The sequence below is a fragment of the Streptomyces cyanogenus genome (assembly GCF_017526105.1).
GTDB classification, from domain to species: domain Bacteria; phylum Actinomycetota; class Actinomycetes; order Streptomycetales; family Streptomycetaceae; genus Streptomyces; species Streptomyces cyanogenus.
Genome location: NZ_CP071839.1, coordinates 1,954,478 through 1,977,948, shown reverse-complemented (window position 1 = coordinate 1,977,948; position 23,471 = coordinate 1,954,478). Strand labels below are relative to the sequence as shown.

Genomic DNA, 23,471 nt, shown 5'->3' with positions numbered 1-23,471 from the left:
ACGTATAGTCATGCCATCCAGAGGAGGGTGGACATGGCAGTACGTGCGGCGGTGGCCGGAGCGAGCGGATACGCGGGCGGAGAGGTCCTGCGCCTGCTCCTCGCGCACCCCGAGGTCGAGATCGGTGCCCTGACCGGCAACTCCAATGCCGGACAGCGGCTCGGCGCGCTCCAGCCGCACCTGCTGCCGCTGGCCGACCGGGTGCTGGCCGAGACCACGCCTGAGGCGCTCGCCGGGCACGACGTCGTCTTCCTCGCACTGCCGCACGGGCAGTCCGCCGCCGTCGCCGAGCAGCTCGGCCCCGGCGTCCTCGTGATCGACATGGGCGCCGACTTCCGGCTGAAGGACCCGGCCGACTGGGAGACCTTCTACGGCTCCCCGCACGCCGGCACCTGGCCCTACGGCCTCCCGGAACTGCCGGGCGCCCGTGCCGCGCTGGAGGGGTCCAAGCGCATCGCGGTGCCCGGTTGCTACCCGACCGCCGTCTCCCTCGCCCTGTACCCGGCCTACGCGGCCCACCTCGCCGAGCCCGAGGCCGTGATCGTCGCCGCCTCCGGCACCTCCGGCGCGGGCAAGGCACCCAAGCCGCACCTGCTCGGCAGCGAGGTCATGGGGTCCATGTCGCCGTACGGCGTCGGCGGCGGCCACCGGCACACCCCCGAGATGATCCAGAACCTGAGCGGGGTGGCGGGGGAGCGGATCGCGGTCTCCTTCACCCCGACCCTCGCGCCGATGCCCCGCGGCATCCTCGCCACGTGCAGCGCCAAGGCCGTCGCCGGGGTGACGGCGGACTCGGTCCGCGCCGCCTACGACAAGGCCTACGCCGACGAGCCGTTCGTCCGCCTGCTCCCCGAGGGCCAGTGGCCCGCGACGGCGTCCGTCCAGGGTTCCAACGCCGTTCAGGTGCAGGTCGCGTACGACGGGTCGGTGGGCCGCATCATCGCGATCAGCGCCATCGACAACCTGACCAAGGGCACCGCGGGCGGTGCCGTCCAGAGCATGAACATCGCCCTCGGTCTCGACGAGACCACGGGTCTTTCCACGATCGGAGTCGCACCGTGAGCGTCACGGCAGCCAAGGGATTCACGGCGGCGGGCATCGCCGCCGGGATCAAGGAGAACGGCAACCCCGACCTGGCCCTCGTGGTCAACGACGGGCCCCGCCGTGCCGCCGCGGGCGTCTTCACCTCCAACCGTGTGAAGGCCGCGCCGGTGCTGTGGTCGGAGCAGGTCCTCAAGAGCGGCCAGGTCTCGGCGGTCGTCCTGAACTCGGGCGGCGCCAACGCCTGCACCGGCCCCAAGGGCTTCCAGGACACCCACGCCACCGCCGAGAAGGCCGCCGAGGTGCTCGGCCGCGGGGCCATCGAGGTCGCCGTCTGCTCGACCGGGCTGATCGGCGTGCTGCTGCCCATGGACAAGCTGCTCCCGGGGATCGAGAAGGCCGCCGCCCAGCTCTCCGAGCACGGCGGCGAGAAGGCCGCCATCGCCATCAAGACCACCGACACCGTCCACAAGACGTCCGTCGTCCGCGGCGAGGGCGGCTGGACCGTCGGCGGCATGGCCAAGGGCGCCGGCATGCTCGCCCCGGGCCTCGCCACCATGCTCGTCGTCCTCACCACCGACGCCGACCTCGGCAACGAGGAGCTGGACAAGGCCCTGCGCGCGGCCACCAGGGTCACCTTCGACCGCGTGGACTCCGACGGCTGCATGTCCACCAACGACACCGTCCTGCTGCTCGCCTCCGGCGCCTCCGGCGTCACCCCCGGGTACGACGAGTTCGCCGAGGCCGTACGGCAGGTCTGCGACGACCTCGGCCGGCAGCTCATCGGCGACGCCGAGGGCGCCAGCAAGGACATCAAGGTCGAGGTGATCAACGCGGCGAGCGAGGAGGACGCCGTCGAGGTGGGCCGCTCCATCGCCCGCAACAACCTCCTGAAGTGCGCCATCCACGGCGAGGACCCCAACTGGGGCCGGGTGCTCTCCGCGATCGGCACCACCGGGGCCGCCTTCGAGCCGGACCGGCTGAACGTCGCCATCAACGGCGTCTGGGTGTGCAGGAACGGTTCCGTCGGTGAGGACCGGGAACTGGTCGACATGCGCTACCGCGAGGTCCACATCGTCGCCGACCTCGCGGCGGGCACCGAGACCGCGACCATCTGGACCAACGACCTGACCGCCGACTACGTCCACGAGAACAGCGCCTACTCCTCATGAGCACTCGCAAGCACACGGCCCTGCCGAAAGCCCAGATCCTCATCGAGGCGCTGCCCTGGCTCACCCGGCACAACGGCAAGATCGTCGTCATCAAGTTCGGCGGCAACGCCATGGTGGACGAGGACCTGAAGGCCGCCTTCGCCCAGGACGTCGTCTTCCTGCGGCACGCCGGCCTCAAGCCGGTCGTCGTGCACGGCGGCGGCCCGCAGATCAGCGCCGCCCTCGACAAACACGGCATCGTCAGCGAGTTCAAGGCGGGCCTGCGCGTCACCACCGAGGACGCCATGGACGTCGTACGGATGGTGCTCGCCGGGCAGGTGCAGCGCGAACTGGTCGGCCTGCTCAACCAGCACGGCCCGCTCGCCGTCGGCCTCACCGGCGAGGACGCGCACACCATCACCGCCACCCGGCACACCCCCGAGATCGACGGCGAGCTGGTCGACATCGGGCGGGTCGGCGAGATCACCGCACTCGACACCGGCGCGATCGAGGCACTGCTGGCCGACGGCCGCATCCCGGTCGTCTCCTCGATCGCCCGCTCCCAGGACGACGGACATGTCTACAACATCAATGCTGATACGGCGGCTGCGGCACTCGCTGCGGCACTGGGCGCCGAGACCCTCATGGTCCTCACCGACGTCGAGGGCCTCTACGAGGACTGGCCGAACTCCGACGAGGTGATCAGCCGTCTCACCGCTGCGCAACTGGAGAAGCTGCTGCCGGATCTCAGCTCCGGCATGGTGCCGAAGATGGAGGGCTGCCTGCACGCCGTGCGCAACGGCGTGACGACCGCCCGCGTCATCGACGGCCGGGTCCAGCACTCGATCCTGCTGGAGATCTTCACCGACGAGGGCATCGGCACCATGGTCGTGCCCGACGAGCTTGAGGGGGACGCACAGTGACGGGCAACCAGGAGCTGACCCGGCGGTGGCAGGGCGCGCTCATGAACAACTACGGCACCCCCCGCCTGCCCCTCGTCCGCGGCGAGGGCACCAGGCTGTGGGACGCCGACGGCAAGGAGTACCTCGACTTCGTCGGCGGCATCGCCACCAACGCCCTCGGCCACGCCCACCCCGCGGTCGTCGAGGCCGTGAGCGGCCAGATCGCCTCCCTCGGCCACATCTCCAACCTCTTCCTGGCCGAGCCCACCGTCGCCCTCGCCGAACGGCTGTTCCAGCTCTTCGGCCGGGAGGGCCGGATCTTCTTCTGCAACTCCGGGGCCGAGGCCAACGAGGCCGCGTTCAAGATCGGCCGGCTCACCGGACGCACCCACATGGTGGCCACCGACGGCGGCTTCCACGGCCGTACGATGGGCGCCCTTGCGCTCACCGGCCAGCCCGGCAAGCGGGACCCCTTCCTGCCGCTGCCCGGCGACGTCACCCACGTCCCCTACGGCGACGCCCAGGCGCTGGCCGCCGCGGTGACGGAGGAGACCGCCCTCGTCGTCATCGAGCCGATCCAGGGCGAGAACGGCGTGGTCGTACCCCCGGCCGACTACCTCAAGGCGGCCCGCGCGATCACCGCCGCCACCGGCGCCCTGCTGGTCCTGGACGAGGTGCAGACCGGCATCGGCCGGACCGGCACCTGGTTCGAGTACCAGGCCCACGAGGGCGTGCTGCCGGACGTCGTCACCCTCGCCAAGCAGCTCGGCGGCGGGCTGCCGCTCGGCGCGACCGTGGCCTTCGGCCGGGCCGCCGAACTGCTCGGGCCCGGCCACCACGGCACCACCTTCGGCGGCAACCCGGTCGCCTGCGCCGCCGGACTCGCCGTGCTCGACACGATCGCCGACGAGGATCTGCTGGACAACGTCAAGCGGCAGAGCGAGCGGCTGCGCGACGGAATCGAGGCACTGGGCCACCCGTTGATCGATCATGTCCGGGGTGCGGGCCTCCTCCTGGGTATCGTGCTCACCGGGCCGCGCGCAGCGCAGGTGCAGCAGGCGGCCCAGGAGGCCGGGTTCCTGGTGAACGCGCCCGCCCCCGACGTCGTACGGCTCATGCCGCCGCTCAATCTCCGCGACGACGAGGCGGGTGCGCTGCTCCGGGCGCTGCCCGGCATCCTCGACGCAGCGGGCCCTGTGGATGGGGACGGACGATCCGGAGAATGAGACGACGATGAGCCAGGCGCAGGACCATGAGCAGGCGGCGGGGGCCGGACCCGCCGTGCCGCAGACCCGCACCGCACGGCACCGACGGATCGTGGACATCCTCAACCGTCAGCCGGTGCGGTCGCAGAGCCAGCTGGCCAAGCTGCTCGCCGACGACGGGCTGAGCGTCACACAGGCGACGCTCAGCCGGGACCTCGACGAGCTGAACGCGGTGAAGATCCGCAACACCGACGGCGACCTGATCTACGCGGTGCCGAGCGAGGGCGGTTTCCGCACACCGCGCGCGCCGCTGGGGGAGTCGGCGAAGGAGGAGCGGATGCGGCGGCTCTCCCAGGAGCTGCTGATCTCCGCGGAGGCCTCGGCGAACCTGGTGGTCCTGCGCACCCCGCCGGGCGCCGCGCAGTTCCTGGCCTCCGCCATCGACCAGGCGGAACTGCACGACATCCTGGGCACGATCGCCGGCGACGACACCCTGCTGCTGATCAGCCGGGACCCCAGTGGGGGGCAGGCGCTGGCGGACCATCTGCTGCGGCTGGCGCAGAACGGCCACTGACCGCATGCGCGGTCCGCCCGGCGGACGCAGAATAGGCATGTGATCTTCCGCGGCGAGCGGGCCGGGGGACGGGCAATCCCCTGGCGGCCGTCGAACGTATACAGAGGTGTGTCGGGAAACCGGTTCCCCGTCGGCCGCCTCCCGGACGAGGTTCTGCTGTCCGGGCTGGCCGCCGGAGATCCGGAGCTCGCTGTGCTCTTCGTACGGAGGTTCCAGCACCGGGTCTTCGGTGTGGCCAGGGCCGTCACCGGGGACCAGCAACTCGCCGAGGACGTCGCCCAGCAGACGTTCGAGCGCGCGTGGCGTCATGCGCAGATCTACGACTCGCGTCGCGGCTCGGTCATGACCTGGCTGACGAGCATCGCGCACAACCTGGCCATCGACGCCGTCCGTGCCCGGCGGACGGAGCCGATGGCGCCCGAGGACCTCGAGGACCTGCTGGACGTCGTCACCGAGACCCCTGAGCAGTGGGCGCTGGCCGACGAGGCCTCCGCCCAGGTCCGGGCCGCCCTGGCACGGCTGCCCCGGGAGCAGGCCAGGGCGCTGATGATGGCCGGGATCTACGGCATGACGGCCCGCCAGGTCGCCGACGCGGAACGGATCCCGCTGGGCACCGCCAAGACGCGGATCAGGACGGCGATGGCAAAACTGCGCACCGCCGTCGCGTCTGCGAAGCGAGGCGACCATGTCCGGTGACGTGGACTGCGAGGAGCTGCGGGAGATCGGACCCGAGCTCGCGCTGGGCGTGCTGCCCGGCCGGGAGCGGGCCGAGGCGGTCGCCCATCTGGACCGGTGCGCGGAGTGCCGGGAGTACGTCCGGCAGCTGACCCAGGTCGGTGACCGGCTGGTCGGCCTGCTGCCGGACCGCGAGCCGCCGCCCGGCTTCGAGACCCGCGTGGCGCGCGGCCTCGCCCGGCAGGCGACCGCGTCCGAGGGGCAGCGGCCCGCCCGCTCCCGCGGCGCGTACCGCGGCGTCCGGCGGGCCCGGGCACGGGCCGCTGCCGTCGGGGCCGCGCTCGCCGCCGCCGTCGGATTCGCCGGCTGGGTGATCGGCACCGCCGTCGAGGAGGTCGTCGCCTCGCCGCCCGCCGTCGAGTCCGAGCCGGTCATGGTCGGGGACATGACCCCGGCCGGGCGCGGCGGGGCGCCCGTCGGCGAGGTCTACGCCCACCCCGGTCCGCCCGGCTGGGTCTTCGTGTCCGTCGCCCTCACCCGCCCCGGCACCCGGTACACCGGCACGGTCACCTGTCTCCTCGACCGCCCCGACGGCGCGAGCCTGCGGGTCGGCGACTTCGCCCTGCGCGACGGACACGGGAACTGGGGCGTGGCGGTGCCCGGTGACCTCACCCGGTACTCCGGTGTCCGCCTGATCTCCCCCGACGGCACCGTCCTCGCCACCGCTCAGCTGCAGAAGGGGCAGGTCACGAGCCCGGAGGCGTGAACCGCCCCGCTCGCGGACCGCGACGTGGCACGGGCAGTACGGCCTCCAGGGCGGCGGCCAGTCCGGCGACGGTGGGCCGCGCCGGGGGGTCGGGCCGCAGACAGCTGTCGACGGCGGCGGCGAGCGCGGGCGGCAGCCGCCGACGGGACCCGGCCGGCGGCGCGGTCCGCTCCAGCTGCGGATACCAGTCGTCCGGGTCACCCGTGCCGGTCCCGGTGCACGGCTCGTCGCCGGCGTACGGCCGCTCGGTGGCCCCGCCGGTCGTGCGGCAGTCGAACGGCAGGTCACCGCAGGCGGCCTCGAACAGCGTGACGCCGATGCCCCACACGTCGGCGGCGGCCGTGAGCCTTCCGCCGCGGGCCTGCTCCGGGGCGAGGTAGCAGCAGGTGCCCACGCCCGCCGGGGCGGGCCCCGGAGGCCGGGCGACACTCAGGTCCAGCACCTTCGCGAGTCCCCGCTCCACCACCACGTTCGACGGCTTCATGTCCAGGTGCAGCAGACCCCGGCCGTGCAGGTAGTGGACGGCGGAGCACAGCTGCACCCCGAGGAGCGCCACGTCGGCCGCGGACGGCCGGTGCCGCAGCCGGTGCAGCAGGTGGGACAGCGTCTCACCGGTCAGCGTCTCCAGGACGACGAGCGGCTCGGGCTCCGCGCGGACGTCGTAGGCGCGCACCAGGTGGGGATGGGTGAAGTCCCGCAGCCACCGCCCCTCGCGCAGCAACCGCTCGCCCAGCCGCCGCTCGCCGCGCCGGTCGGAGCGCACCATCTTGATCACGCACCGGCAGTCCCGTTCCGCGCTCCAGGCGTCGTAGACGTCCTGCCAGCCGGTGCGGGCCAGGCCCGCGAGGATCTCGTAGCCCGGAACCGGTTCCGTGCCGGGGGGAAGGGGCGGGGCGCCGGATACGGCGGTGCCGCTCATGCCGGCACCGCTCCCGTGTGCAGCCGGTGCAGCCGGGCGTAGGTGCCGTCGTGGCCGAGCAGGTCGTCGTGGCCGCCGTGCTCCACGATCCGGCCGTGGTCGAGGACCGCGATGCGCGTGGCGTCGCGGACGGTCAGCAGGTTGTGCGAGATGACCACCGTGGTCCGCCCGGCCATGAGCCGGCGCAGCGGGTCCATGATCCGGCGGCCCGACCGGACGTCGAGCCCGGCCGTCGGTTCGTCCAGGAGCAGCACGGGCGCGTCCCGGATCATCGCGCGGGCGATCGCCAGCCGCTGGCACTGTCCGCCGGACAGGGTGCGGCCGCGCTGGCCGACCAGCGTGTCGTAGCCGTCGGGGAGCAGTTCGATGAACTCGTGCGCGTCCGCGGCCCGCGCCGCGGCGACGATGTCGGCGTCCGTGGCCCCGGGCCGGCCGTAGGCGATGTTGTCCCGCACGGTGCCGTGGAAGACGAGCGTCTCCTGGAGCACCACCGCGACGCTCTCCCGCACGTCGGACAGGCGCAGGTGCCGCAGATCGGTCCCGTCCAGGCGGACGGCGCCCCGGTCGGGGTCGTAGAAGCGCAGCTGGAGCTTGGCGACGGTGGACTTGCCGGCCCCGCTGGCGCCGACCAGCGCGAGCGTCTCCCCGGGCGCCACGTGGAAGGACACGTCCGACAGCGCCCAGGACGAGCCGCCGGGATAGCGGAACCACACCCCGTCGAACTCCAGGTCGCCCCGCGCGCGGCCGATCCGCCGGGCGCCGGGGGCCTCGGCGACCTGGGGCCGCTGGTCCAGCAGCTCGATGATCCGTTCCGCCGAGGCGGAGGCCGCGTAGAACGTGGTGCCGAGGTGGGACAGTCCGCGGACCGGGCCGTACAGCTTGCCGATCAGCGCGAGGAAGACCAGCAGTCCGCCGAGCGTCAGCTGTCCCTGGGCCAGCTTCCAGGTGCCCAGACCCATCACCGTGAGGCCGCCGGCCACCTCGATGATCTCCACGACGGGGCCGTAGACGGCGCGGATCCGGGCCGAGGCCATCGCCGCCCGGAACCGGCCGAGGTTCTCCCGCTCGAACCGGCGCTCCTCCCAGCCCTGCCGGTTGTACGCCTGCACCAGGACGACGTTGCCCAGCGACTCCTCGGCGATCGCGCTGAGCGAGCCGCTGCGCCGCCTGCGCTCCCGGGACGCCTCCTTGACCAGCCGCGAGAAGTGCCGGGCGGCGCCCCAGAACAGCGGCACGATGGCCAGGGCGAGCAGGGTCAGGTCCCAGCGCAGGTAGCACAGCAGGCCGAGGAAGACACCGAGGCGGACCACGTAGTAGAGGGCGTCCGCCACCCCGGAGAGCAGGAACGTCTCCACCGCGTCGACGTCGCCCGTGACCCGCGACAGCACGTCCCCGAGCCGCCGCCGCTCGAAGAAGCCCAGCGACAGCCCCTGGACGTGCCGGAAGACGTCGGAGCGCAGGGCGAGCAGGAAGCGCTCGCCGACCCAGGTGGCGGTGACGTCGTCGGCGAAGCCCAGAATGCCGGAGCAGACGACCAGACCCAGGTAGGCCGGCGCGATCCACAGGAAGGGGTGCAGGTCGCGGGGGACGAGGACCTCGTCCACGACCACCTTGAAGAGCCACAGCTCGGCGGCGTCGACAAGGGGACCGGTCAGGCTGAACACGACGATGGGCACGAGCCAGCGCCGGCCGCCGCGGGTGTACGGCCAGAACCGCCGGAACACCTCGCGCGGGGACAGCGGGGGCGCGGCCTCGACCACGGCGTCGGAGGTCTCGCCGAGCGAGAGCAGACGCCGCAGGACATGCGCCATGGCGTGCGTTCCTCGGGGATCGGCGAAGCGGACCGGGTCCTCCGGCCTCCGGTCCGCTCAGCGTCGTGTGCGATCAGTACTTGTCGTGGCCACGGTGGCCACTGTGGTCATGGCCGTGACCGTGGCCGTGACCGTGACCGTGGTCGTGGTCGCCGTGACGGTGCCCGTGTCCCGAGCTGTCGTGCCGTGAGGTGTCGTCGTCACGGTCCCGCATCGCGGGCAGCAGGCGGCTGAAGATGGCCATGTCGTTTCCTCCCGGAACTTGCCTCACATGGGATACGTCCCAAGGCGTGCGGCGGATGGCGTTCCGGACGAAAAGATGGCGTTGCCGGCGAAAAAGGTGAGGGCCGCCGCCCGGGTGCCTCAGCCCAGGCGCGTCGCCAGCCCCCCGGTGCACCGCACCTCGTCGCCCGCGGTGATCAGCAGGGCCTCCACGTCCGGCAGGGACTCCAGCCACGCCAGGCCCGCCCGGGAGCCCATGGCGAACGCGGCCGTGGCCCAGCAGTCCGCCCAGGTCAGCCGGGGTCCCACGACCGTCACCGCCAACAGGTCCGTCACCGCGGAACGACCGGTGCGCGGATCCACGATGTGCGCTCCCCGCTCCGCCGTGCCCGAGGTGGCCACCGCCAGTTCGGCCGTGCCCGCCGCCGAGATCACCGCCGCCAGCCCGCCGGGCCGCAGCGGATCGGCCACCCCGACCCGCCAGGCCCGCTGCGGATCCGGCGCGCCCAGCAGCTGCACGTCCCCGCCCCCGTTGACGCTCACCCCGCTCACCCCGGCCACCGCCGCCAGCACCCGGGCCGCCCGCTCGGCCGCCCAGCCCTTGACGATGCCGGTGGGGTCCAGCGGGCCCTGGTAGCGCGGGCTGAACCAGCCCTCACTGACCCGCTCCGCCTCGGCCGCCAGCTCCAGCACCTCGGCCACCTCGGGGGCGCACCGCGAGACGGTCAGCTCACCCCGGGCCAGCCGCGACACCTCGCTGTCCTCGCGGTACGTGCTGAACAGCGCGTCCGCCCGGTGCAGCCCGGCGACGGCCTCGGCGAGCGCCGCCCGCACCGCGTCCGGTTCCCCGCCGCGGACGTCGAAGGAGAAGACGGTCCCCATGACCTCCTCCGCGTGACGCACCGCGGCGGGCGCCTCGGCCTCCTCGGCCACCGTGTCAGCCACCGGCCTGGTCCAGCGCGGACTGGAGCGACTTCTGATAGCCCTCGCTGGTGTACGTGGCCCCGGAGACGGCGTCGATGTCCGCGGTGCCCGCCGCGACGGCCTCCTGGTTGAGCTTGGGGACGGCGAGCTGGGTCTTCTGGTCGCTCAGGCCGCCCTTGGGCGCCTGGACCGCCTCCGCCTTCGTGATCTTCCCGCCGTTGACCGTGATCCGGACCTGCACCGGCCCGTACTGGGTCTGCACGGCCTTCCCGGTGACCGTCCGGGCCTCGGCCGAACCGGCCGAACCGGCCGAACCGGCCGCACCCGGCGACGCCGACTTCATCTTGTCCAGCGCGGACTGGAGCGACTTCTGGTAGCCCTCGCTGGTGTACGTGGCCCCGGAGACGGCGTCGATGTCCGCGGTGCCCGCCGCGACGGCCTCCTGGTTGAGCTTGGGGACGGCGAGCTGGGTCTTCTGGTCGCTCAGGCCGCCCTTGGGCGCCTGGACCGCCTCCGCCTTCGTGATCTTCCCGCCGCTGACGGTCAGCCGTACCTGCACGGCCCCGTACTGGGTCTGCGCCGCGTCACCGGTCACCGTGCCGGAGCCGGCCGGGGCGCCCTGCGTCCCGCCCTGCGGCGACTCCTGCCCGGCCGCCGTCTGCTGCGGGGCCGCGCCCGCCGCCGACGCGGCGGCCGGATCCGACGCCGGCTTCAGCGACAGCAGCAGCACGACACCGGACACGGTCGCGGCGGTGGCCAGCACGACCCGCCGCACGGGGTGGCTCTTCCTCATCGCTTCGCAGCTCCGCTCACATCTCGAACGACTCGTGGTGGATACGGCGGGCGGGCACCCCCGCCTCCCGCAGGGCCTCGTACACCGACTGGGCGAACCCGGGCGGGCCGCACATGAAGACGTCGTGCGTCTCGATGTCCGGGATCTTCCGCTGGAGGTTCTCCGCGGAGATGTCCGGCCGCTCGCCCTCCGGGCTGTTCACCGCGTACATCAGCCGGGCGCCCCGCTCCTCGGCGATCGCCGCGAGCTCGTCCCACAGCGCCAGGTCCTGGGTGGTGTTGGCCCGGTACAGGAGCGTGATGTCCCCGGCGGCCCCGGGCAGCGTCTCGAACAGCGCCCGCATCGGCGTGATCCCCACCCCGCCCGCGACCAGCAGCACCTTGCCGCGGCTGCGGCGCTGCGCGGTGAGCGCCCCGTACGGGCCCTCCGCCCACACCTTCGTCCCGGGCGTCAGCTCGCGCAGCCGGGCGCTGTGGTCGCCGATCGCCTTCACCGTGATCCGCAGCATGTCGGGGCGCGGGGCGGCCGACAGGGAGTACGGGTGCGAGCTGAACCGCATGCCGGGGGCGAGGAACCGCCAGCGGAAGAACTGGCCCGCCTCCGCACCCATCCGGTGCAGCCTCCGCCCGCCGATCAGCACCGACACGATGCCCGGCGTCTCCTCGATGACCGCCTCCACGCGCATGCGGTGGCGGAGGTTCAGCCGGATCGGGGTGAGGATCCGGTACCAGAGCACCAGCGCGGTGACCGCGCCGTACAGGCCGTACCAGAAGGTCTTGGCGGTGGGCTCCACCGCGAAGTCGTTGCCGGTGGTGATCTGGTGCCAGAACGTCAGGAACACCGCCGCGTAGGTCAGCAGGTGGACGTGGTACCAGGCGTCGTACGGCAGCCGGCGGCGGACCGGGCCGATCGACGTCAGCCCGATGACCACGAACAGACCCATGCCGATGGCGGCTTTGCCCATGTCCGGCAGCTGGTTGATGGAGTCGACGGTCTGCTGGACGATGTCGCCGAGCGACTTGCCCGCCTGGAGCGCGTATCCCCACATGGTGAGGAAGACGTGCGCGACGATCAGGCACAGCGTGTACCGGCCGCTCATCGCGTGCCAGCGGGCCACCCGGTCCGAGCCGACCCGCCGCTCCAGCGCCGGGACGCGCGCCATCTGGAGCACGACCAGCGCCATCAGATAGCCGGCCAGCAGACCGGTGATCCGGCCCGCGTTGAGGATCCGGCCCGTGGTGTCGGCTACGGCGGGGGTGTTGTGCCACCAGAGCCACAGCACGGCCGCGGCGCCCGCCCAGACGGCGAGCAGCAGCGGGACGGCCGGGGAGCGGCGCGGACGGATGCGGCGCATCGTCTGTCGGCGGGCGGCACGTCCGCCTGCGAGCGTGGTGGTCACGGTTCCTCCGTGGGGACTTGACCCTTGGCCCACACATACGTGCCGTATGAGCCGGGTGTTCAGAGGCCGGCCGAGTCCAGCGCGGACTGCAGCGACTGGCGGTATCCGTCACTGGTGTACGTCGCTCCGGACACGGAGTCGATCCGCGCGCTCTGCGCCGCCGGCGCCTCCCGCCGCAGCCGGGGGAGGGCGTAGCCGTCGATCTCCTGGTCGCGCGGATCGTCCTGCGGGCAGGCGACGGCCGTGACGTCGGTCAGCTCGCCGCCCTCCACCGTCACCCGCACCTGGACGGGACCCCAGCGGGTCCGGACGCTGTCCCCGGTGGCCGTCCTGGTCCCGGCGGCCCGGTTCGGCGCCGAACTGCTGGACGCGGCAGGCGACTTGGTGTCCGCCGTCACCAGCGGGGGAGCCGTGTGCGGCTTCAGCGCCAGCAGCAGCACCGTCCCGGAGACCGTCGCGGCACTCGCCAGCACGATCCGGCGCAGCGGGCGGCTCTTGTTCAACGCATGCATGTCCAGGCCTCTCCACGCCTCTTGGTGCGTCACAGCTCGAACGACTCGTGGTGGATACGGCGGTCCGGCACCCCGGCCGCCCGCAGCGCCCGGTACACGTCCTGCGCGAAGCCGTGCGGACCGCAGACGAAGACGTCGTGTCCGGCCAGGCCGGGGAAGGTCGCGCGCAGCGCCTCGGCGTTGAGGGGCGGGCGCTCACCGCCGGGCCCGTTGAGCGCGTACAGCACCCGTGCGCCGCGCCGGCGGGCGATCGCCTCCAGCTCGCCGCCCAGCGCCAGGTCCTCGGCACCGCGCGCCCGGTAAAGCAGGGTGACCTCGTCGGGCAGCGTCTCGAACAGCGCCCGCAGCGGGGTGATGCCGACACCGGCCGCGATCAGCAGGGTGCGCCGGCCGGTGGCCCGGTCGGCGGTCAGGGCGCCGTACGGGCCCTCCGCCCACACCCGGGTGCCGGGGCGCAGCAGGGACACGGCCGCGCTGTGGTCGCCGAGCGCCTTGACGGTGATGCGCAGCAGGCCGGGGCGCGGCGGCGCCGACAGGGAGTACGGCGTCGACGTCCACGCCATGCCCTCGGTGAGGAACCGCCAGCGGAAGAACTGCCCCGGCCGCGCCGCCGGCCCGTCCAGCCGCCGCCCGCGGACGACCACCGAGTACACCCCCGGTGCCTCCCGGTGGACCGAGTCCACGGTCAGGCGGTGGCGCAGGTTGAGCCGGATCGGGGCGAGCACCCGGAACCACAGCACCAGGGCCGACACGCCCAGGTACAGCGCGTACCAGGCGGCGGTCGCCACCGTGCTGCCGTTGAACTGGTCGCCCAGCGCCAGCTGGTGCCCGAACGCCAGGAACACGGCCGCGTAGGTGAGCAGGTGGACGTAGTACCAGAACTCGTGCCCGGTGCGGCGGCGCATGGCCCGGGCCGAGGTGACGCCGACCGCGAAGAGGATCACCGTGCCGGTGGTGGCCTTGAGCATCTCCGGATAGTCGAGGACGACGGTGACCGCCTCGTGCCACAGGGAGGCCCGGTCCTGGGCGGCGTACCCGGCCAGGACCAGCACGATGTGCGCGAGCAGCAGGCAGAGCGTGTACCGGCCGGCCTGCGCGTGCCAGCGTGCCACCCGGTCCGAGCCGACCCGTGTCTCCAGCACCGGCACCCGGGCCATCAGACCGACCAGCACCGCGCAGGCGTACCCGCACAGCAGCCCGGCGATCCGCCCGGCCCCGGTCAGCCGGCCGGCCGCCCCCACCACCGACCCGGTGTCCGCCCACCACAGCGCGAGGACGGCCGCCGCCCCCGCCCACAGCAGGGCCGGTACGACTCCCGCGAGGGAGCGCCGGCCGGTCACGGGCAGCGGCGGAGCGGGAGCCGCCCGTCGCGCATCCACGGGGCTCATCAGTGTTCGCCGTCCCTTCGTCCGTCGGCCCCGCAACCGTGCGCGGCGAACCTCTGAGGCGGCTCTGAGCGGCCGCCGTCCCGGCCGGACTCAGAGGAAACTCACAGGCAGGCGGGCCGCCGCGCGCGCCCCGGAGCAGCGATGCTGGGAGACGCGATGAACACCACCCGCTCCGGCCGGCCGGCCCTCACCCGCCCCGACGGCACCCCGCTGCGCGTCCTCGTCGTCGACGACGACCCCGACCTCGCCGAGGTGCTCACCGGCGCCCTGCGCTACGAGGGCTGGGAGGTGCGCGCCGCCGGTGACGGCGCCGCCGCCCTCGCCGCCGCGCGCGAGCTGCTGCCCGACGCCGTCGTGCTGGACGTGATGCTCCCCGACACCGACGGCTTCGCGGTGCTGCGCCGCCTGCACGCCGTGCGGCCCGGCGTGTGCGTGCTCTTCCTCACCGCCCGGGACGCGGTCGAGGACCGGATCGCCGGGATCACCGCGGGCGGCGACGACTACGTCACCAAACCCTTCAGCCTGGAGGAGGTCGTCGCCCGGCTGCGCGGCCTGCTGCGCCGGGCCGGGATGGCCCGCGTGCAGGAGGAGGGCCCGCGGCTGATCGTCGGCGACCTGATGATGGACGAGGACGCCCGCGAGGTGACCCGGGCCGGCGAGCTGGTCGAGCTCTCGCCGACCGAGTTCGAACTGCTCCGCTTGCTCATGCGCAACCCGCGCCGCGTGCTCAGCAAGGCGCAGATCCTCGACCGGGTCTGGTCCTACGACTTCGGCGGCCGGGCGCACGTGGTCGAGCTGTACATCTCCTACCTGCGCAAGAAGGTCGACGCGGGCCGCGACCCCATGATCCACACCGTGCGCGGCGCCGGCTACGTCCTGAAGCCGGTGCCCCGGTGAGGCCGCCGCGCCCCCGCACCCTGCGCACCCGGCTCACCGTCGGGCTGGTGACGCTGCTGGCGGTGAGCTGCGCGGCCGTCGGCCTGGCCGCGGTCGTGGAGCTGAACGGCTTCCTCACCCGGCGCCTGGACGAACAGCTCGCCCAGGTCGGCACCCGGTTCCCGGAGAGCCTGGAGCACGAAGGCCGGCTGCCCGACGACCACGACGGGGACGAACACGCCGACACCCGCCGCACGGCCACCGGCACCTTCGGCGCCCGCCTGCTCGACGGGACGGTCACCCACAAGGGGCTGATCCGCTCCGGCGACCCCGCGGCCGACCTGAACGTGGACCTGACCGCGCGGGACGCGAGCCGGCTGGCCCGGGTACCGGCCGACGGCCGGCCCCGCACCGTCGACCTGTCCGCCCTGCACGACTACCGGGTCGTCGCCTCCCCGGGCCGGGACGGGGACGTGCTGGTCGTCGGCCTCCCGCTGGAGCCGGTGGAGGCCACGGTCCACCGCCTGGAACTGGTGGCCGGCGTCGTCTTCGGGCTGGCCCTGGTCGTCACCGGCGTGGCCGGAGCCTGCTGGGTCCGCTGGTCGCTCCGGCCGCTCAGCCGGGTCGCCGCCACCGCCACCCGGGTCAGCGAGCTCCCGCTGGCCAGCGGCGAGGTCGCGCTGCCGCCGCGGGCCCCGGACACCGACCCGCACGGCGAGGTCGGCCAGGTGGCGGCCGCCTTCAACCGCATGCTGGGCCATGTCGAGGACGCGCTGACCAAGCGCCACGCCAGCGAGGAGCGGCTGCGCCGCTTCGCCGCCGACGCCAGCCACGAGCTGCGCACCCCGGTCGCCTCGGTCCGCGGGCACGCCGAACTCGCCCTGCTGCACCCGGGCCCGGTGCCACCGGAGGTGACCCGCGCCCTGCACCGCATCACGGCCGAGTCCGCCCGCATGGGCGAGATGGTCGACGACCTGCTCCTGCTCGCCCGCCTGGACGCGGGCCGCCCGCTGGAGCGCCGGCCCGTGGATCTGACCCGTCTGGTCCTGGACGCGGTGGCGGACGCCCGGGCCGCGGGCCCCGATCACCGCTGGACCCTGGACCTGCCGGAGGAGCCGGTGACCGTGCCGGGGGACGCGCACCGCCTCCACCAGGTGGTGGCCAACCTGCTGGCCAACGCCCGTGTGCACACACCTGCGGGCACCGAGGTCACGATCACCCTGGACACCGGCCCCGGCACCGGCAGCGTCACCGGCGAGGCCCGCGTCACCGTCCACGACGACGGCCCCGGTGTACCCGAGGACATCCGCCCGACCGTCTTCGAACGCTTCACCCGCGCCGAACACCGCCGCGTGGCCGACGCCCCCGGCGGCGGAGCGGGCCTCGGCCTGTCGATCGTGGCGGCGGTGGTGGCGGCGCACGGGGGTCGCGTTGGGTTGGAGAGCCGGCCAGGTGCCACGACGTTCACGGTGAGCTTGCCCGCCGCGCCTTGACGGGTTCTGTCACAGCTCCAGCCGGAAGAGCCCGGCGTACAGCGCCAGCCGCTCCCGCACCCAGCCCTCGCTCTCGCCGACCGCGTGCGCCGCGAACCGTAGGTGCTCCGCGTCCACCCGTCCCTCCAGCGCCGGGAGCGCGCCGTCCGCCCTGCGGGACAGCAGGATCAGGTCCTGCCACAGCGGGAGGACGGCGGGGACGGCGTCCGCCGGAAGGTCCGGGGCCGGCTCGAATGGGAGGTAGGGCGCGATGCGCCCCCAGGTGCGGTCGACCGGCTCGCCCAGGCGGCCGGCCAGGCTGACCAGGTCCAGGGGGCAGAGCGGTTCGCCCGGTGCGGAGACGCGGTGCTCGACGCCCAGGGCGAGGACGTCCTCGGTGTCCGGCACGTGGGACGGCAGGCGCGTCACATCCTCCGGTGACAGCTCGGGGACGAGGGCGCCCAGCTCCCTGAGCGGGGCGAGGCGTGCGTAGGCGGCCGCGGCGCCCGAGCGCCAGGACCGCGCGCAGACGGCAAGGGCCTTACCGGTGAGGGGTGTCCACCGGGGCGACTCGAACCACTCGTCGTCCTCACCGATCCCCCAGTCGAGCAGGGCATCGGCCTCTTCCATCCCCGGGCGCAGATCACGCAGCGCGGCCGGAAGGCGGGGGACGGGCAGGCCGAACAGCTTCGCCTCGCGCCGCGCGGTCTCCCAGGTCGCCGCCAGCGCTGCCTTCAGGTTGACGCTCGCCAGGAACAGCACGTCCGAGGAAGGCAGGACCGGATAGTCAGAGCCCGGCCAGGACAGGTCGGCGGCGGAGAACGCGGCACGGGTGGGGAAGGGCATGTCGTCCCAGGCCCTCAGCAGCCCGCCCGCCGCGATGGGGACGTCGACCCCGGCGTCGCGCAACTCCTCGGCCGCCTGGGCCAGGTCGTCCCGGTTCGTCAGTCCGTGCACGGGACTGACATAGGCCAGATCACGAAGGCTCAGCCCCTCCTCCAGGGGCAGTCCCGCCGCGTGCACCTGGCGGACGAAGGTGGCCGTCGAGGCCGTCGGTACCACGCGGTTCCCGTACGACGTCCCGTCGTGACGGGGCTGGTAGGTCAGACCGAGGAACCCGGACCATCGCTGCAGTTTCTCCTCGGCCCGGTGCAGAGGGACGTCCTCGTCGCCGGCCAGGGCGAAGGTCGCCGCCCACGGGAGCGTGAGCACCCCGGAGCCGTCCACCAGGCAGAACTCCTCCAGCACGCCCAGGATCTCCTCGGGCACAGTGGCCCATCGCTCGACCTCGTCCGCGTCCGGTACCGCCCAGCCCAGCCACGCGAAGCGGGCCAGCCGGTCGACCGCTTCCGTCACGTCGATCTCAAGGGCCCGCGCCGCATCTAGGACGTCCCAGGGCCGGCGGGTCGGGTGCCAACCCGACAAGGCGTCCTTGACGTACAGAAGGGTCAGATCGTCGCTGGCGCAGACATGATCCTGATGATGCGGTGGCACGAACGGCACGGGAGCGGCCAGGAAGGGCTGGTACTTGCGGCACTCCTCGATGAGTTCGCCGAGCGTCCAGGCGCCGCCGACGCGCACGATGCCGCCGAGGTCGTCAGCGGGATGTAAGTAGTCGTTCTGTCCCTGCCGTCGCCACCGTCCCCGGGTCGCTGGGCGGCTCAGCAGCGCTTCCATGATGTGCGTGTCCAGCAGGCGCGGCGTCCAGGCCAGATCCCCGTCCCGGACGGGGGGCGGGCTCAGCCGGGGATGGGCGAGGCGCAGGGCGCGCCGGATCCGCAGGACGTCGAGCACCGTCATGTCCAGGTCGTGGGCGACCGCGACGACCGAACGCCAGTCCTCGGGACGGATCGAGTAGGGCCAGTTGGCATCCCAGTCCGCGGGGTTGCCCATCGCGACGTACGACCAGCCCGGGGCAGGGACAGGATACGCGGCCAGCGAGGCGGGACGCGGGCCGCTGGACCGAGTCGGCTGCGTGCCCGGCAGGGCCGCCGCGCGCCAGGGGGCCACCAGTTGGCGTCTCTCGTCACGTGCGGGCGTGTCGCTGGACATCCCGAGGCCCTGGTCCAGCTCGAACCAGCCGACGGCGTCCAGATCCACCACCGGACGCCCTGCTCCTTGCTGTACGACGATCCCTTTGCCCCGCCACTCCTTCCACAGCACCCGAGCGGCGGCGAGCCTCTCCCGCTCCAGCCGCCACAGCCACGGCACGTTCAGCCCCGGCCACGAGGCCAGCGCCGCCGCGCCGCGCGCCCACTGCTCCCGCTCCCAGGCATCGTCGTACGCCTTGAGCTGCTTGCGGTTCAGGCTCAGCTCTCCCGCGTGCGGGCCGGTCAGGTTGAGGACGTAGCCGAAGGGCTGTTGGTCCGTCGCGATGCCGTCGCACAGGACGGCGCCCTTGCCGTCGACCCACCACAGCAGCTGCGGCACGCCCTCCACGAAGGCCGGCTCATCGTCCTCGGCGTCGTACTGGAGCACGCCGGGCCGCCAGTGGCATCCCTGCCCGGAGACGTCTCGCACCTCCAGATCGAACTCGCTGACCAGGACCAGCCGCCGCAGCGTTTCCAGCGCCGACTGCCCGCCCCTCAGGACCGAGTCCCGCAGGTGCAGCCGGATGCGCGTGCCGCCCTCCAGCAGACTGTCGCCTGCGGCTTCGTGCACCTGGATACGGAAGAGGTTCGCACTGCCCGGAATCTCCACCCGCAGCGCCTTCCGCTCCGGAATCCCGTCGACGCCGACCGGCCGGGTTACGACCGTCATCTCCTCGGCGAGCATGAAATAGCTGAACACACCAATGCCGAAACGGCTGTTTGGATACAGCCGCAGCGACGGGTCCTGCCGGTGCCAGTCCGCCTGCTCCTTGCGGAACGCGCGGGACTGCTCGAAACGGCGCCCAGCCATGGTGAACGTGCTCCGGAGCTGCTCCAGGCCCATGCCCACGCCGTTGTCCCGGCACTCGACGTACCGGCCGCGCTCGTCCTCTCCCTCGGTGATGGTGATCTGCCCCGCCCAGGAGCCGGGCTGTTCACCCCTGGCCTCCAGATAGCGGTGGCGCATCGCGCGGTAGCGGCAGGCGTCCATCGCGTTCTGGTACAGCTCACGCAGCGCGAGCTGGGGCTCGCCGTCGTAGAGGCGTTCGCCCATCAGCAGCTCGCGCACCTCCGTCTGGGCGAGCTGGAAGCGCAGCAGCGGGACGTCGTACGCCCTACGGCCCCGCTCCTCCCTGGGGCGCAGGCCCCGGTCCGTGACGCGCGCCGGCACCCCGGACAGCACGACGGACCGGGACGGGGGCAGGCGGCGCATCGACTCGCGCAGCTCGCGGGCGAGTTCGTCGGCGTGTTCGGCCAGCTGCGCGAGGGCCGCGTGCAGCGCGGGGTGCCGGCAGGCCGCGTCCAGGTGCAGCTCCCCGCCGGAGGCGTGCCAGTGCACCGCGCGCGCCGCGTGCACGGCCTCCTGCGGGTGGACCGGATCGGAGCCGGCGAGATGCTCGGCGAGCACTTCGGGCAGCCGGCGCGCGTCCACGGCCAGCACCGAGGCCAGATGGAGCAGGGCGGCCGACTCGGTGGTCCGCAGCGACTGCCGCCCGGCTCCGGGTATCGGGAACTCCAGGTCGTGGGCGTCGCCCGCGGCCACGGGTGCGCCCAGGGACATGCCGGAGGCGATCGCGCGCAGGGCCTGGGACAGCTCGGCCGTGTAGTGGTCGCTCTCGTCGCGGCCCAGGAACGCGGCGGCGAGCCCCAGGGACCCTGCCTGCGGCACGGGCTCCTCCGCCGTCTCGAACAGCTCGGCGATCCAGCGGTGCACCAGCCACAGCGCCACGCCGTGTGCGTCGTCGGGACGGCCGCCTCTCATACACCGGGACACCTTCTCCGCGATGTGCGGATGGTGCGCGGCCACCTGCTCGTAGTGCCGCCGCCAGGCGTCGCCGTTCTTCTGCCGTCCCACCGAGTACGCGGAGATCTCCGCCGCATGACTGAACCGGCCCGCCCAGGCCGCCTCGTGCAGGAAGGGAGTCGCCACCAGCGCTGCCGCTTCCAGCGCGGACAAAGCAACCGTCTTCGGCAGCAGCTCCGGCAACCGGTCGCACAGCAGCCGTACGGGGAAGTCGTCGTCGGCCCACGGGTCCGGCATCCGTTCTTGCACGCGGTGCACGGTGACCGCGCAGTCCTCGACGAGCTGGGTCAGCGCCTCCTTGAGCCGGGGCACACAGCCCGCATCCTCCGGGGGCACCCGGTCCCAGAGCATGGTCTCCGCGACCGCCTCCCGCCACGTCTCCAGCAGCCGGCGCCCCTCGCAGACGACCGTGGCCCGCGCCTCGTCGTTCACCGCTGTAGTAGATCTGCGGTTCCTGCTGCTCACCAAGCAGCCGGCGTGCCGAGCGCACGGCGTGCCGTCGCGCCGTGTCGAACACCTCCTGCACGGTCCGCGCAACGGTCATCGGGCCGAGGGCCTCGGCCAGTCCCGCGGTGAAGAAGCTGCCCTCCGCGGTGTACCCGGCGCGCTGGCCCGCCCGGCCAGCGGTCAGCACGGCGAACCGCCCGTCCGGCTGCCCCCGGAGGATGCTGCTGCCGAAGACGGGCGTGCCCTCGGCCGGCTGGTCGCGGCAGGCGTCGATCAGCCACAGCACCATCCGCGCCCGGCAGTCGGCCAGGTAGGGGCTGATGTCGGCGGGCAACAGGGACTCCAGGTATGAGGGCCGCCAGCCGTCACCGTCGCGCGGGGCGCGGGCGTTGGACGGTACGAGATAGTCGGTGGCGCCGATGCGCAGCCCGTGCCCAGAGAAGTGCAGCAGCAGGGTTCCGTCGGCCGGAACGCCCCGGGCGACCTCGTCGATACGTGTAACGATCTCCGCGCGGGTCGCGTCCTCCAGCGTCTCCACCGTGTATCCGGAGGCCGTGAGGGCTGAGGCCAGCAGCCGCTGGTCCGCGGCGACCGGATCCTCCAGCGGGGCGAACCGGTGGGCGGCGTCGGGTGTGGAGCCCACACCGATCAGCAGGGCGATGCGCGTGGCCCTCATCCCGTCCCCCGTCACTGTGCCGCACCGCACGTGCCGACCGGGGTCATCGTCAGCACCGTGCGCGAGGGCAGGACGAGCCGCTCGCGGCCGCCGTCCTGCGCGATCCTCAGGATGACCCCGTCCCGGCCGGAACCCACGAACTCCCCACAGCGCTCTCCGGCCGTCGTGGTGACCCGTATCAGGTGGTCCGGCGGCGACTCAGTGGTCGCCCAGGCCACGGCGACGGCGCCCGTCACCAGCACGAGCCCGGCTCCGAAGCACAGTGCGGCGCACCGCAGGGCCCGGCTGACGCGGAGCGTCTCGTGCTCCGTCCAGCGGCGCAGCGCCTGGCCGGCGAGCAGCATCCGGTCGCCGGGGTGGCCGTGCGCGGCCCGCATCGCGAGCAGCGACCCGGCGACGAATGCCAGGAACGCGGCCCCAAGCGCGGCGCTCGCCGCCAGCCGTGCGGTGTCCGGGAGCTGGGTGAGGTCGTCGCGGCCCTTGAGTACGACCAAGACGGTGAGCAGCGCGGTGAGGCCGGCAAGCCCGTTGCGCCAGCCCTCCGCCTGCCGGCGCAGCTCCGGGAGCTGCGTGAACCGCAGTTCCCGGGCGAGCTGGTCCCAACGGCGGTCCGCCTGGCGGCTCACGGGGTCCCGCCTTCCACGAGCGTGGTGATCCGCCAGCTCGCACCGCAGCCGACGGGGGCGTCCGGCGGCAGATTCGGGTGGGGGTGCCCGCACTCGCAAAAGTACACCTCACGGACGAGGGTCTCCGCGTCGTCCTCCGGCTCCAGGCTGCGGCCGGCGAGCCAGGACAGCAGCCCCTTGGTGCCGGTGCCCGGCAGGCCGCGCGTGTACTCGGTCCTGGTCCTGCCGTGGCAGCGGGGGCAGTCGCCCTCGATCACGACGCCGTGACCGTCGGAGGAGGAGCGGTAGGTGAAGGGGGCGGCCGTCGGTCCGAGGTCCTCCTCGGCCCAGGCGGCCGTGAAGGCATGGCCGCCGGTCGGCGCGGTGTCGTGCTCCTGTGCCATGTCCCCTCCCCGTCAGCAAGGGATCCATGATGGCACCGCCCACTGACAGCGCGGTGCCACAATGGAGTTCGGGGACCTGGAGGGCGCTTGGGCAGCGGTTGATCGCGCCGTCAGTACCGGGTGACCGCCGTGTCCCCGCTGTCCGTGCCGATGGCCATGTGCGGCTTCGCCGACGGGCGTGCCCAGGCGAGGATCCGCCGCATGGCGCCCTCCGGCACCGACACACAACCGGCCGTCGCCGCGACCCCGTTGACGTGGAGGAAGATGCCGGCACCCCGCCCCCGCACAGGCCGGTCGTAGTTGAAGCCGATCACCAGGGCGTACGCGTACTGCCCGGGGTAGTCGATCAGGTGCTCGGACTCGGTGGCGCGGCAGTCGGCGGGCAGGGGATCGACCCAGCGGTTGTAGGAGGCGGAGGCGTTGTCCTGGCACCACCAGGAACCGTCTCCGACGGGGCGGTACTCGACCGTCGTACCGGCCGGCGCGGCCTTGGTCCCGAAGCCGAAGGGGAGGTCGTACAGCCCGGTCGGTGTCGTCTTCGTGTCCTGTACGCGGCTGCCGCCCTCCACCAGTCCGCCCGCCCCGAACCGGGCCGGTGCCGACCCTGCCTGCACCCACTGCCCGTCCCGCAGGTCCCACCAGCTGACCGTGCCCGCCGTGGCGCCGGTGTCCGGGGCCCGGGCGACGATCAGCTGACTGCCGCCGCCCGTGTCCGCCATCGTCGCGGGCAGCGGCACCGGACCGGAGCCGGGCGCCGCGCCCAGCAGGGCGAGGCAGGAGGCGGAGACGAGGGCGAGGACCACACCGGGGCGCAT

Annotated in this window: 21 protein-coding genes and 1 pseudogene; 9 read left to right on the top strand and 13 right to left on the bottom strand. The window is 73.4% G+C overall.

Annotated elements, in window-relative coordinates:
• Window positions 1-33 precede the first annotated feature (33 nt).
• From argC to S1361_RS08750, 7 genes are all read left to right on the top strand, one after another.
• Window positions 34-1,062, top strand: a complete 1,029-nt coding sequence (argC, locus tag S1361_RS08780; protein WP_208031279.1) for an N-acetyl-gamma-glutamyl-phosphate reductase — start codon at window positions 34-36, stop codon at window positions 1,060-1,062.
• Window positions 1,059-2,213: a bifunctional glutamate N-acetyltransferase/amino-acid acetyltransferase ArgJ gene (gene argJ / locus S1361_RS08775; protein WP_208031278.1), complete on the top strand. Its 1,155-nt coding sequence runs from the start codon at window positions 1,059-1,061 to the stop codon at window positions 2,211-2,213. Before argC ends, argJ begins: the two co-directional genes overlap by 4 nt.
• On the top strand, window positions 2,210-3,115 hold the full coding sequence (gene argB / locus S1361_RS08770; RefSeq protein ID WP_208031277.1) for an acetylglutamate kinase: 906 nt from the start codon (window positions 2,210-2,212) through the stop codon (window positions 3,113-3,115). The genes argJ and argB overlap by 4 nt, the downstream gene beginning before the upstream one ends.
• On the top strand, window positions 3,112-4,320 hold the full coding sequence (locus S1361_RS08765; RefSeq protein WP_208031276.1) for an acetylornithine transaminase: 1,209 nt from the start codon (window positions 3,112-3,114) through the stop codon (window positions 4,318-4,320). The genes argB and S1361_RS08765 overlap by 4 nt, the downstream gene beginning before the upstream one ends.
• A 7-nt stretch (window positions 4,321-4,327) precedes the next feature.
• Window positions 4,328-4,873: an arginine repressor gene (locus tag S1361_RS08760; RefSeq protein WP_208031275.1), complete on the top strand. Its 546-nt coding sequence runs from the start codon at window positions 4,328-4,330 to the stop codon at window positions 4,871-4,873.
• A gap of 108 nt (window positions 4,874-4,981) precedes the next feature.
• A complete protein-coding gene (locus S1361_RS08755) occupies window positions 4,982-5,569 on the top strand; it encodes an RNA polymerase sigma factor (protein WP_208031274.1) in 588 nt (195 codons plus the stop codon).
• Window positions 5,559-6,314 (top strand): hypothetical protein, encoded by a 756-nt coding sequence (locus S1361_RS08750; protein ID WP_208031273.1) that lies wholly within the window; start codon window positions 5,559-5,561, stop codon window positions 6,312-6,314. The genes S1361_RS08755 and S1361_RS08750 overlap by 11 nt, the downstream gene beginning before the upstream one ends.
• Here the strand turns inward: S1361_RS08750 and S1361_RS08745 are convergent.
• The 8 genes from S1361_RS08745 to S1361_RS08710 form a co-directional block, all read right to left on the bottom strand.
• Window positions 6,295-7,233, bottom strand: a complete 939-nt coding sequence (locus S1361_RS08745) for a serine/threonine-protein kinase (protein WP_208031272.1) — start codon at window positions 7,231-7,233, stop codon at window positions 6,295-6,297. The genes S1361_RS08750 and S1361_RS08745 overlap by 20 nt on opposite strands.
• Window positions 7,230-9,044, bottom strand: a complete 1,815-nt coding sequence (locus S1361_RS08740; protein ID WP_208031271.1) for an ABC transporter ATP-binding protein — start codon at window positions 9,042-9,044, stop codon at window positions 7,230-7,232. The genes S1361_RS08745 and S1361_RS08740 overlap by 4 nt, the downstream gene beginning before the upstream one ends.
• A 73-nt stretch (window positions 9,045-9,117) precedes the next feature.
• Window positions 9,118-9,288: a hypothetical protein gene (locus S1361_RS08735; protein WP_208031270.1), complete on the bottom strand. Its 171-nt coding sequence runs from the start codon at window positions 9,286-9,288 to the stop codon at window positions 9,118-9,120.
• Between the two features lie 119 nt (window positions 9,289-9,407).
• On the bottom strand, window positions 9,408-10,211 hold the full coding sequence (locus S1361_RS08730) for an FAD:protein FMN transferase (protein WP_243769125.1): 804 nt from the start codon (window positions 10,209-10,211) through the stop codon (window positions 9,408-9,410).
• Window positions 10,204-10,983 carry an FMN-binding protein gene (locus tag S1361_RS08725; RefSeq protein ID WP_208031269.1) on the bottom strand — a complete coding sequence of 260 codons (780 nt, stop codon included), beginning with the start codon at window positions 10,981-10,983 and terminating at the stop codon, window positions 10,204-10,206. The genes S1361_RS08730 and S1361_RS08725 overlap by 8 nt, the downstream gene beginning before the upstream one ends.
• A 16-nt stretch (window positions 10,984-10,999) precedes the next feature.
• On the bottom strand, window positions 11,000-12,382 hold the full coding sequence (locus tag S1361_RS08720) for a ferredoxin reductase family protein (protein ID WP_208031268.1): 1,383 nt from the start codon (window positions 12,380-12,382) through the stop codon (window positions 11,000-11,002).
• A gap of 59 nt (window positions 12,383-12,441) precedes the next feature.
• Window positions 12,442-12,894, bottom strand: coding sequence for an FMN-binding protein (locus S1361_RS08715; RefSeq protein WP_208031267.1), 453 nt, complete (start codon window positions 12,892-12,894; stop codon window positions 12,442-12,444).
• Between the two features lie 29 nt (window positions 12,895-12,923).
• Window positions 12,924-14,282: a ferredoxin reductase family protein gene (locus tag S1361_RS08710; protein ID WP_208031266.1), complete on the bottom strand. Its 1,359-nt coding sequence runs from the start codon at window positions 14,280-14,282 to the stop codon at window positions 12,924-12,926.
• A 156-nt stretch (window positions 14,283-14,438) separates the two neighbouring features.
• On the opposite strand from S1361_RS08710, the gene S1361_RS08705 reads away from it, so the two are divergent.
• Together S1361_RS08705 and S1361_RS08700 are read left to right on the top strand one after the other, a co-directional pair.
• On the top strand, window positions 14,439-15,179 hold the full coding sequence (locus S1361_RS08705; RefSeq protein ID WP_208031265.1) for a response regulator transcription factor: 741 nt from the start codon (window positions 14,439-14,441) through the stop codon (window positions 15,177-15,179).
• Window positions 15,176-16,651: an ATP-binding protein gene (locus S1361_RS08700; protein WP_208031264.1), complete on the top strand. Its 1,476-nt coding sequence runs from the start codon at window positions 15,176-15,178 to the stop codon at window positions 16,649-16,651. The genes S1361_RS08705 and S1361_RS08700 overlap by 4 nt, the downstream gene beginning before the upstream one ends.
• A 9-nt stretch (window positions 16,652-16,660) precedes the next feature.
• On the opposite strand, the gene S1361_RS08695 is transcribed toward S1361_RS08700, so the two are convergent.
• From S1361_RS08695 to S1361_RS08680, 5 genes and pseudogenes are all read right to left on the bottom strand, one after another.
• Window positions 16,661-20,956 (bottom strand): HD domain-containing protein, encoded by a 4,296-nt coding sequence (locus S1361_RS08695; RefSeq protein WP_243769124.1) that lies wholly within the window; start codon window positions 20,954-20,956, stop codon window positions 16,661-16,663.
• 64 nt (window positions 20,957-21,020) lie between these two features.
• Window positions 21,021-21,647, bottom strand: a pseudogene (locus S1361_RS39075) (caspase family protein); the annotation flags it as partial.
• Between the two features lie 11 nt (window positions 21,648-21,658).
• The gene (locus S1361_RS08690; RefSeq protein WP_208031263.1) at window positions 21,659-22,273 is read right to left on the bottom strand and encodes a hypothetical protein; all 615 of its coding nucleotides are present in this window, start codon (window positions 22,271-22,273) and stop codon (window positions 21,659-21,661) included.
• The gene (locus tag S1361_RS08685) at window positions 22,270-22,656 is read right to left on the bottom strand and encodes a hypothetical protein (protein ID WP_208031262.1); all 387 of its coding nucleotides are present in this window, start codon (window positions 22,654-22,656) and stop codon (window positions 22,270-22,272) included. The genes S1361_RS08690 and S1361_RS08685 overlap by 4 nt, the downstream gene beginning before the upstream one ends.
• A gap of 110 nt (window positions 22,657-22,766) precedes the next feature.
• Window positions 22,767-23,471: a L,D-transpeptidase family protein gene (locus tag S1361_RS08680; protein ID WP_208031261.1), complete on the bottom strand. Its 705-nt coding sequence runs from the start codon at window positions 23,469-23,471 to the stop codon at window positions 22,767-22,769.

Bases quoted from the DNA above. Each gene is read 5' to 3' on its own strand.
- argC (WP_208031279.1), top strand. From the start codon at position 34: ATGGCAGTACGTGCGGCGGTGGCCGGAGCGAGCGGATACGCGGGCGGA.
- argB (WP_208031277.1), top strand. From the start codon at position 2,210: ATGAGCACTCGCAAGCACACGGCCCTGCCGAAAGCCCAGATCCTCATC.
- S1361_RS08760 (WP_208031275.1), top strand. From the start codon at position 4,328: ATGAGCCAGGCGCAGGACCATGAGCAGGCGGCGGGGGCCGGACCCGCC.
- S1361_RS08750 (WP_208031273.1), top strand. From the start codon at position 5,559: ATGTCCGGTGACGTGGACTGCGAGGAGCTGCGGGAGATCGGACCCGAG.
- S1361_RS08745 (WP_208031272.1), bottom strand. From the start codon at position 7,233: ATGAGCGGCACCGCCGTATCCGGCGCCCCGCCCCTTCCCCCCGGCACG.
- S1361_RS08740 (WP_208031271.1), bottom strand. From the start codon at position 9,044: ATGGCGCATGTCCTGCGGCGTCTGCTCTCGCTCGGCGAGACCTCCGAC.
- S1361_RS08735 (WP_208031270.1), bottom strand. From the start codon at position 9,288: ATGGCCATCTTCAGCCGCCTGCTGCCCGCGATGCGGGACCGTGACGAC.
- S1361_RS08725 (WP_208031269.1), bottom strand. From the start codon at position 10,983: ATGAGGAAGAGCCACCCCGTGCGGCGGGTCGTGCTGGCCACCGCCGCG.
- S1361_RS08715 (WP_208031267.1), bottom strand. From the start codon at position 12,894: ATGCATGCGTTGAACAAGAGCCGCCCGCTGCGCCGGATCGTGCTGGCG.
- S1361_RS08710 (WP_208031266.1), bottom strand. From the start codon at position 14,282: ATGAGCCCCGTGGATGCGCGACGGGCGGCTCCCGCTCCGCCGCTGCCC.
- S1361_RS08705 (WP_208031265.1), top strand. From the start codon at position 14,439: ATGAACACCACCCGCTCCGGCCGGCCGGCCCTCACCCGCCCCGACGGC.
- S1361_RS08685 (WP_208031262.1), bottom strand. From the start codon at position 22,656: ATGGCACAGGAGCACGACACCGCGCCGACCGGCGGCCATGCCTTCACG.
- S1361_RS08680 (WP_208031261.1), bottom strand. From the start codon at position 23,471: ATGCGCCCCGGTGTGGTCCTCGCCCTCGTCTCCGCCTCCTGCCTCGCC.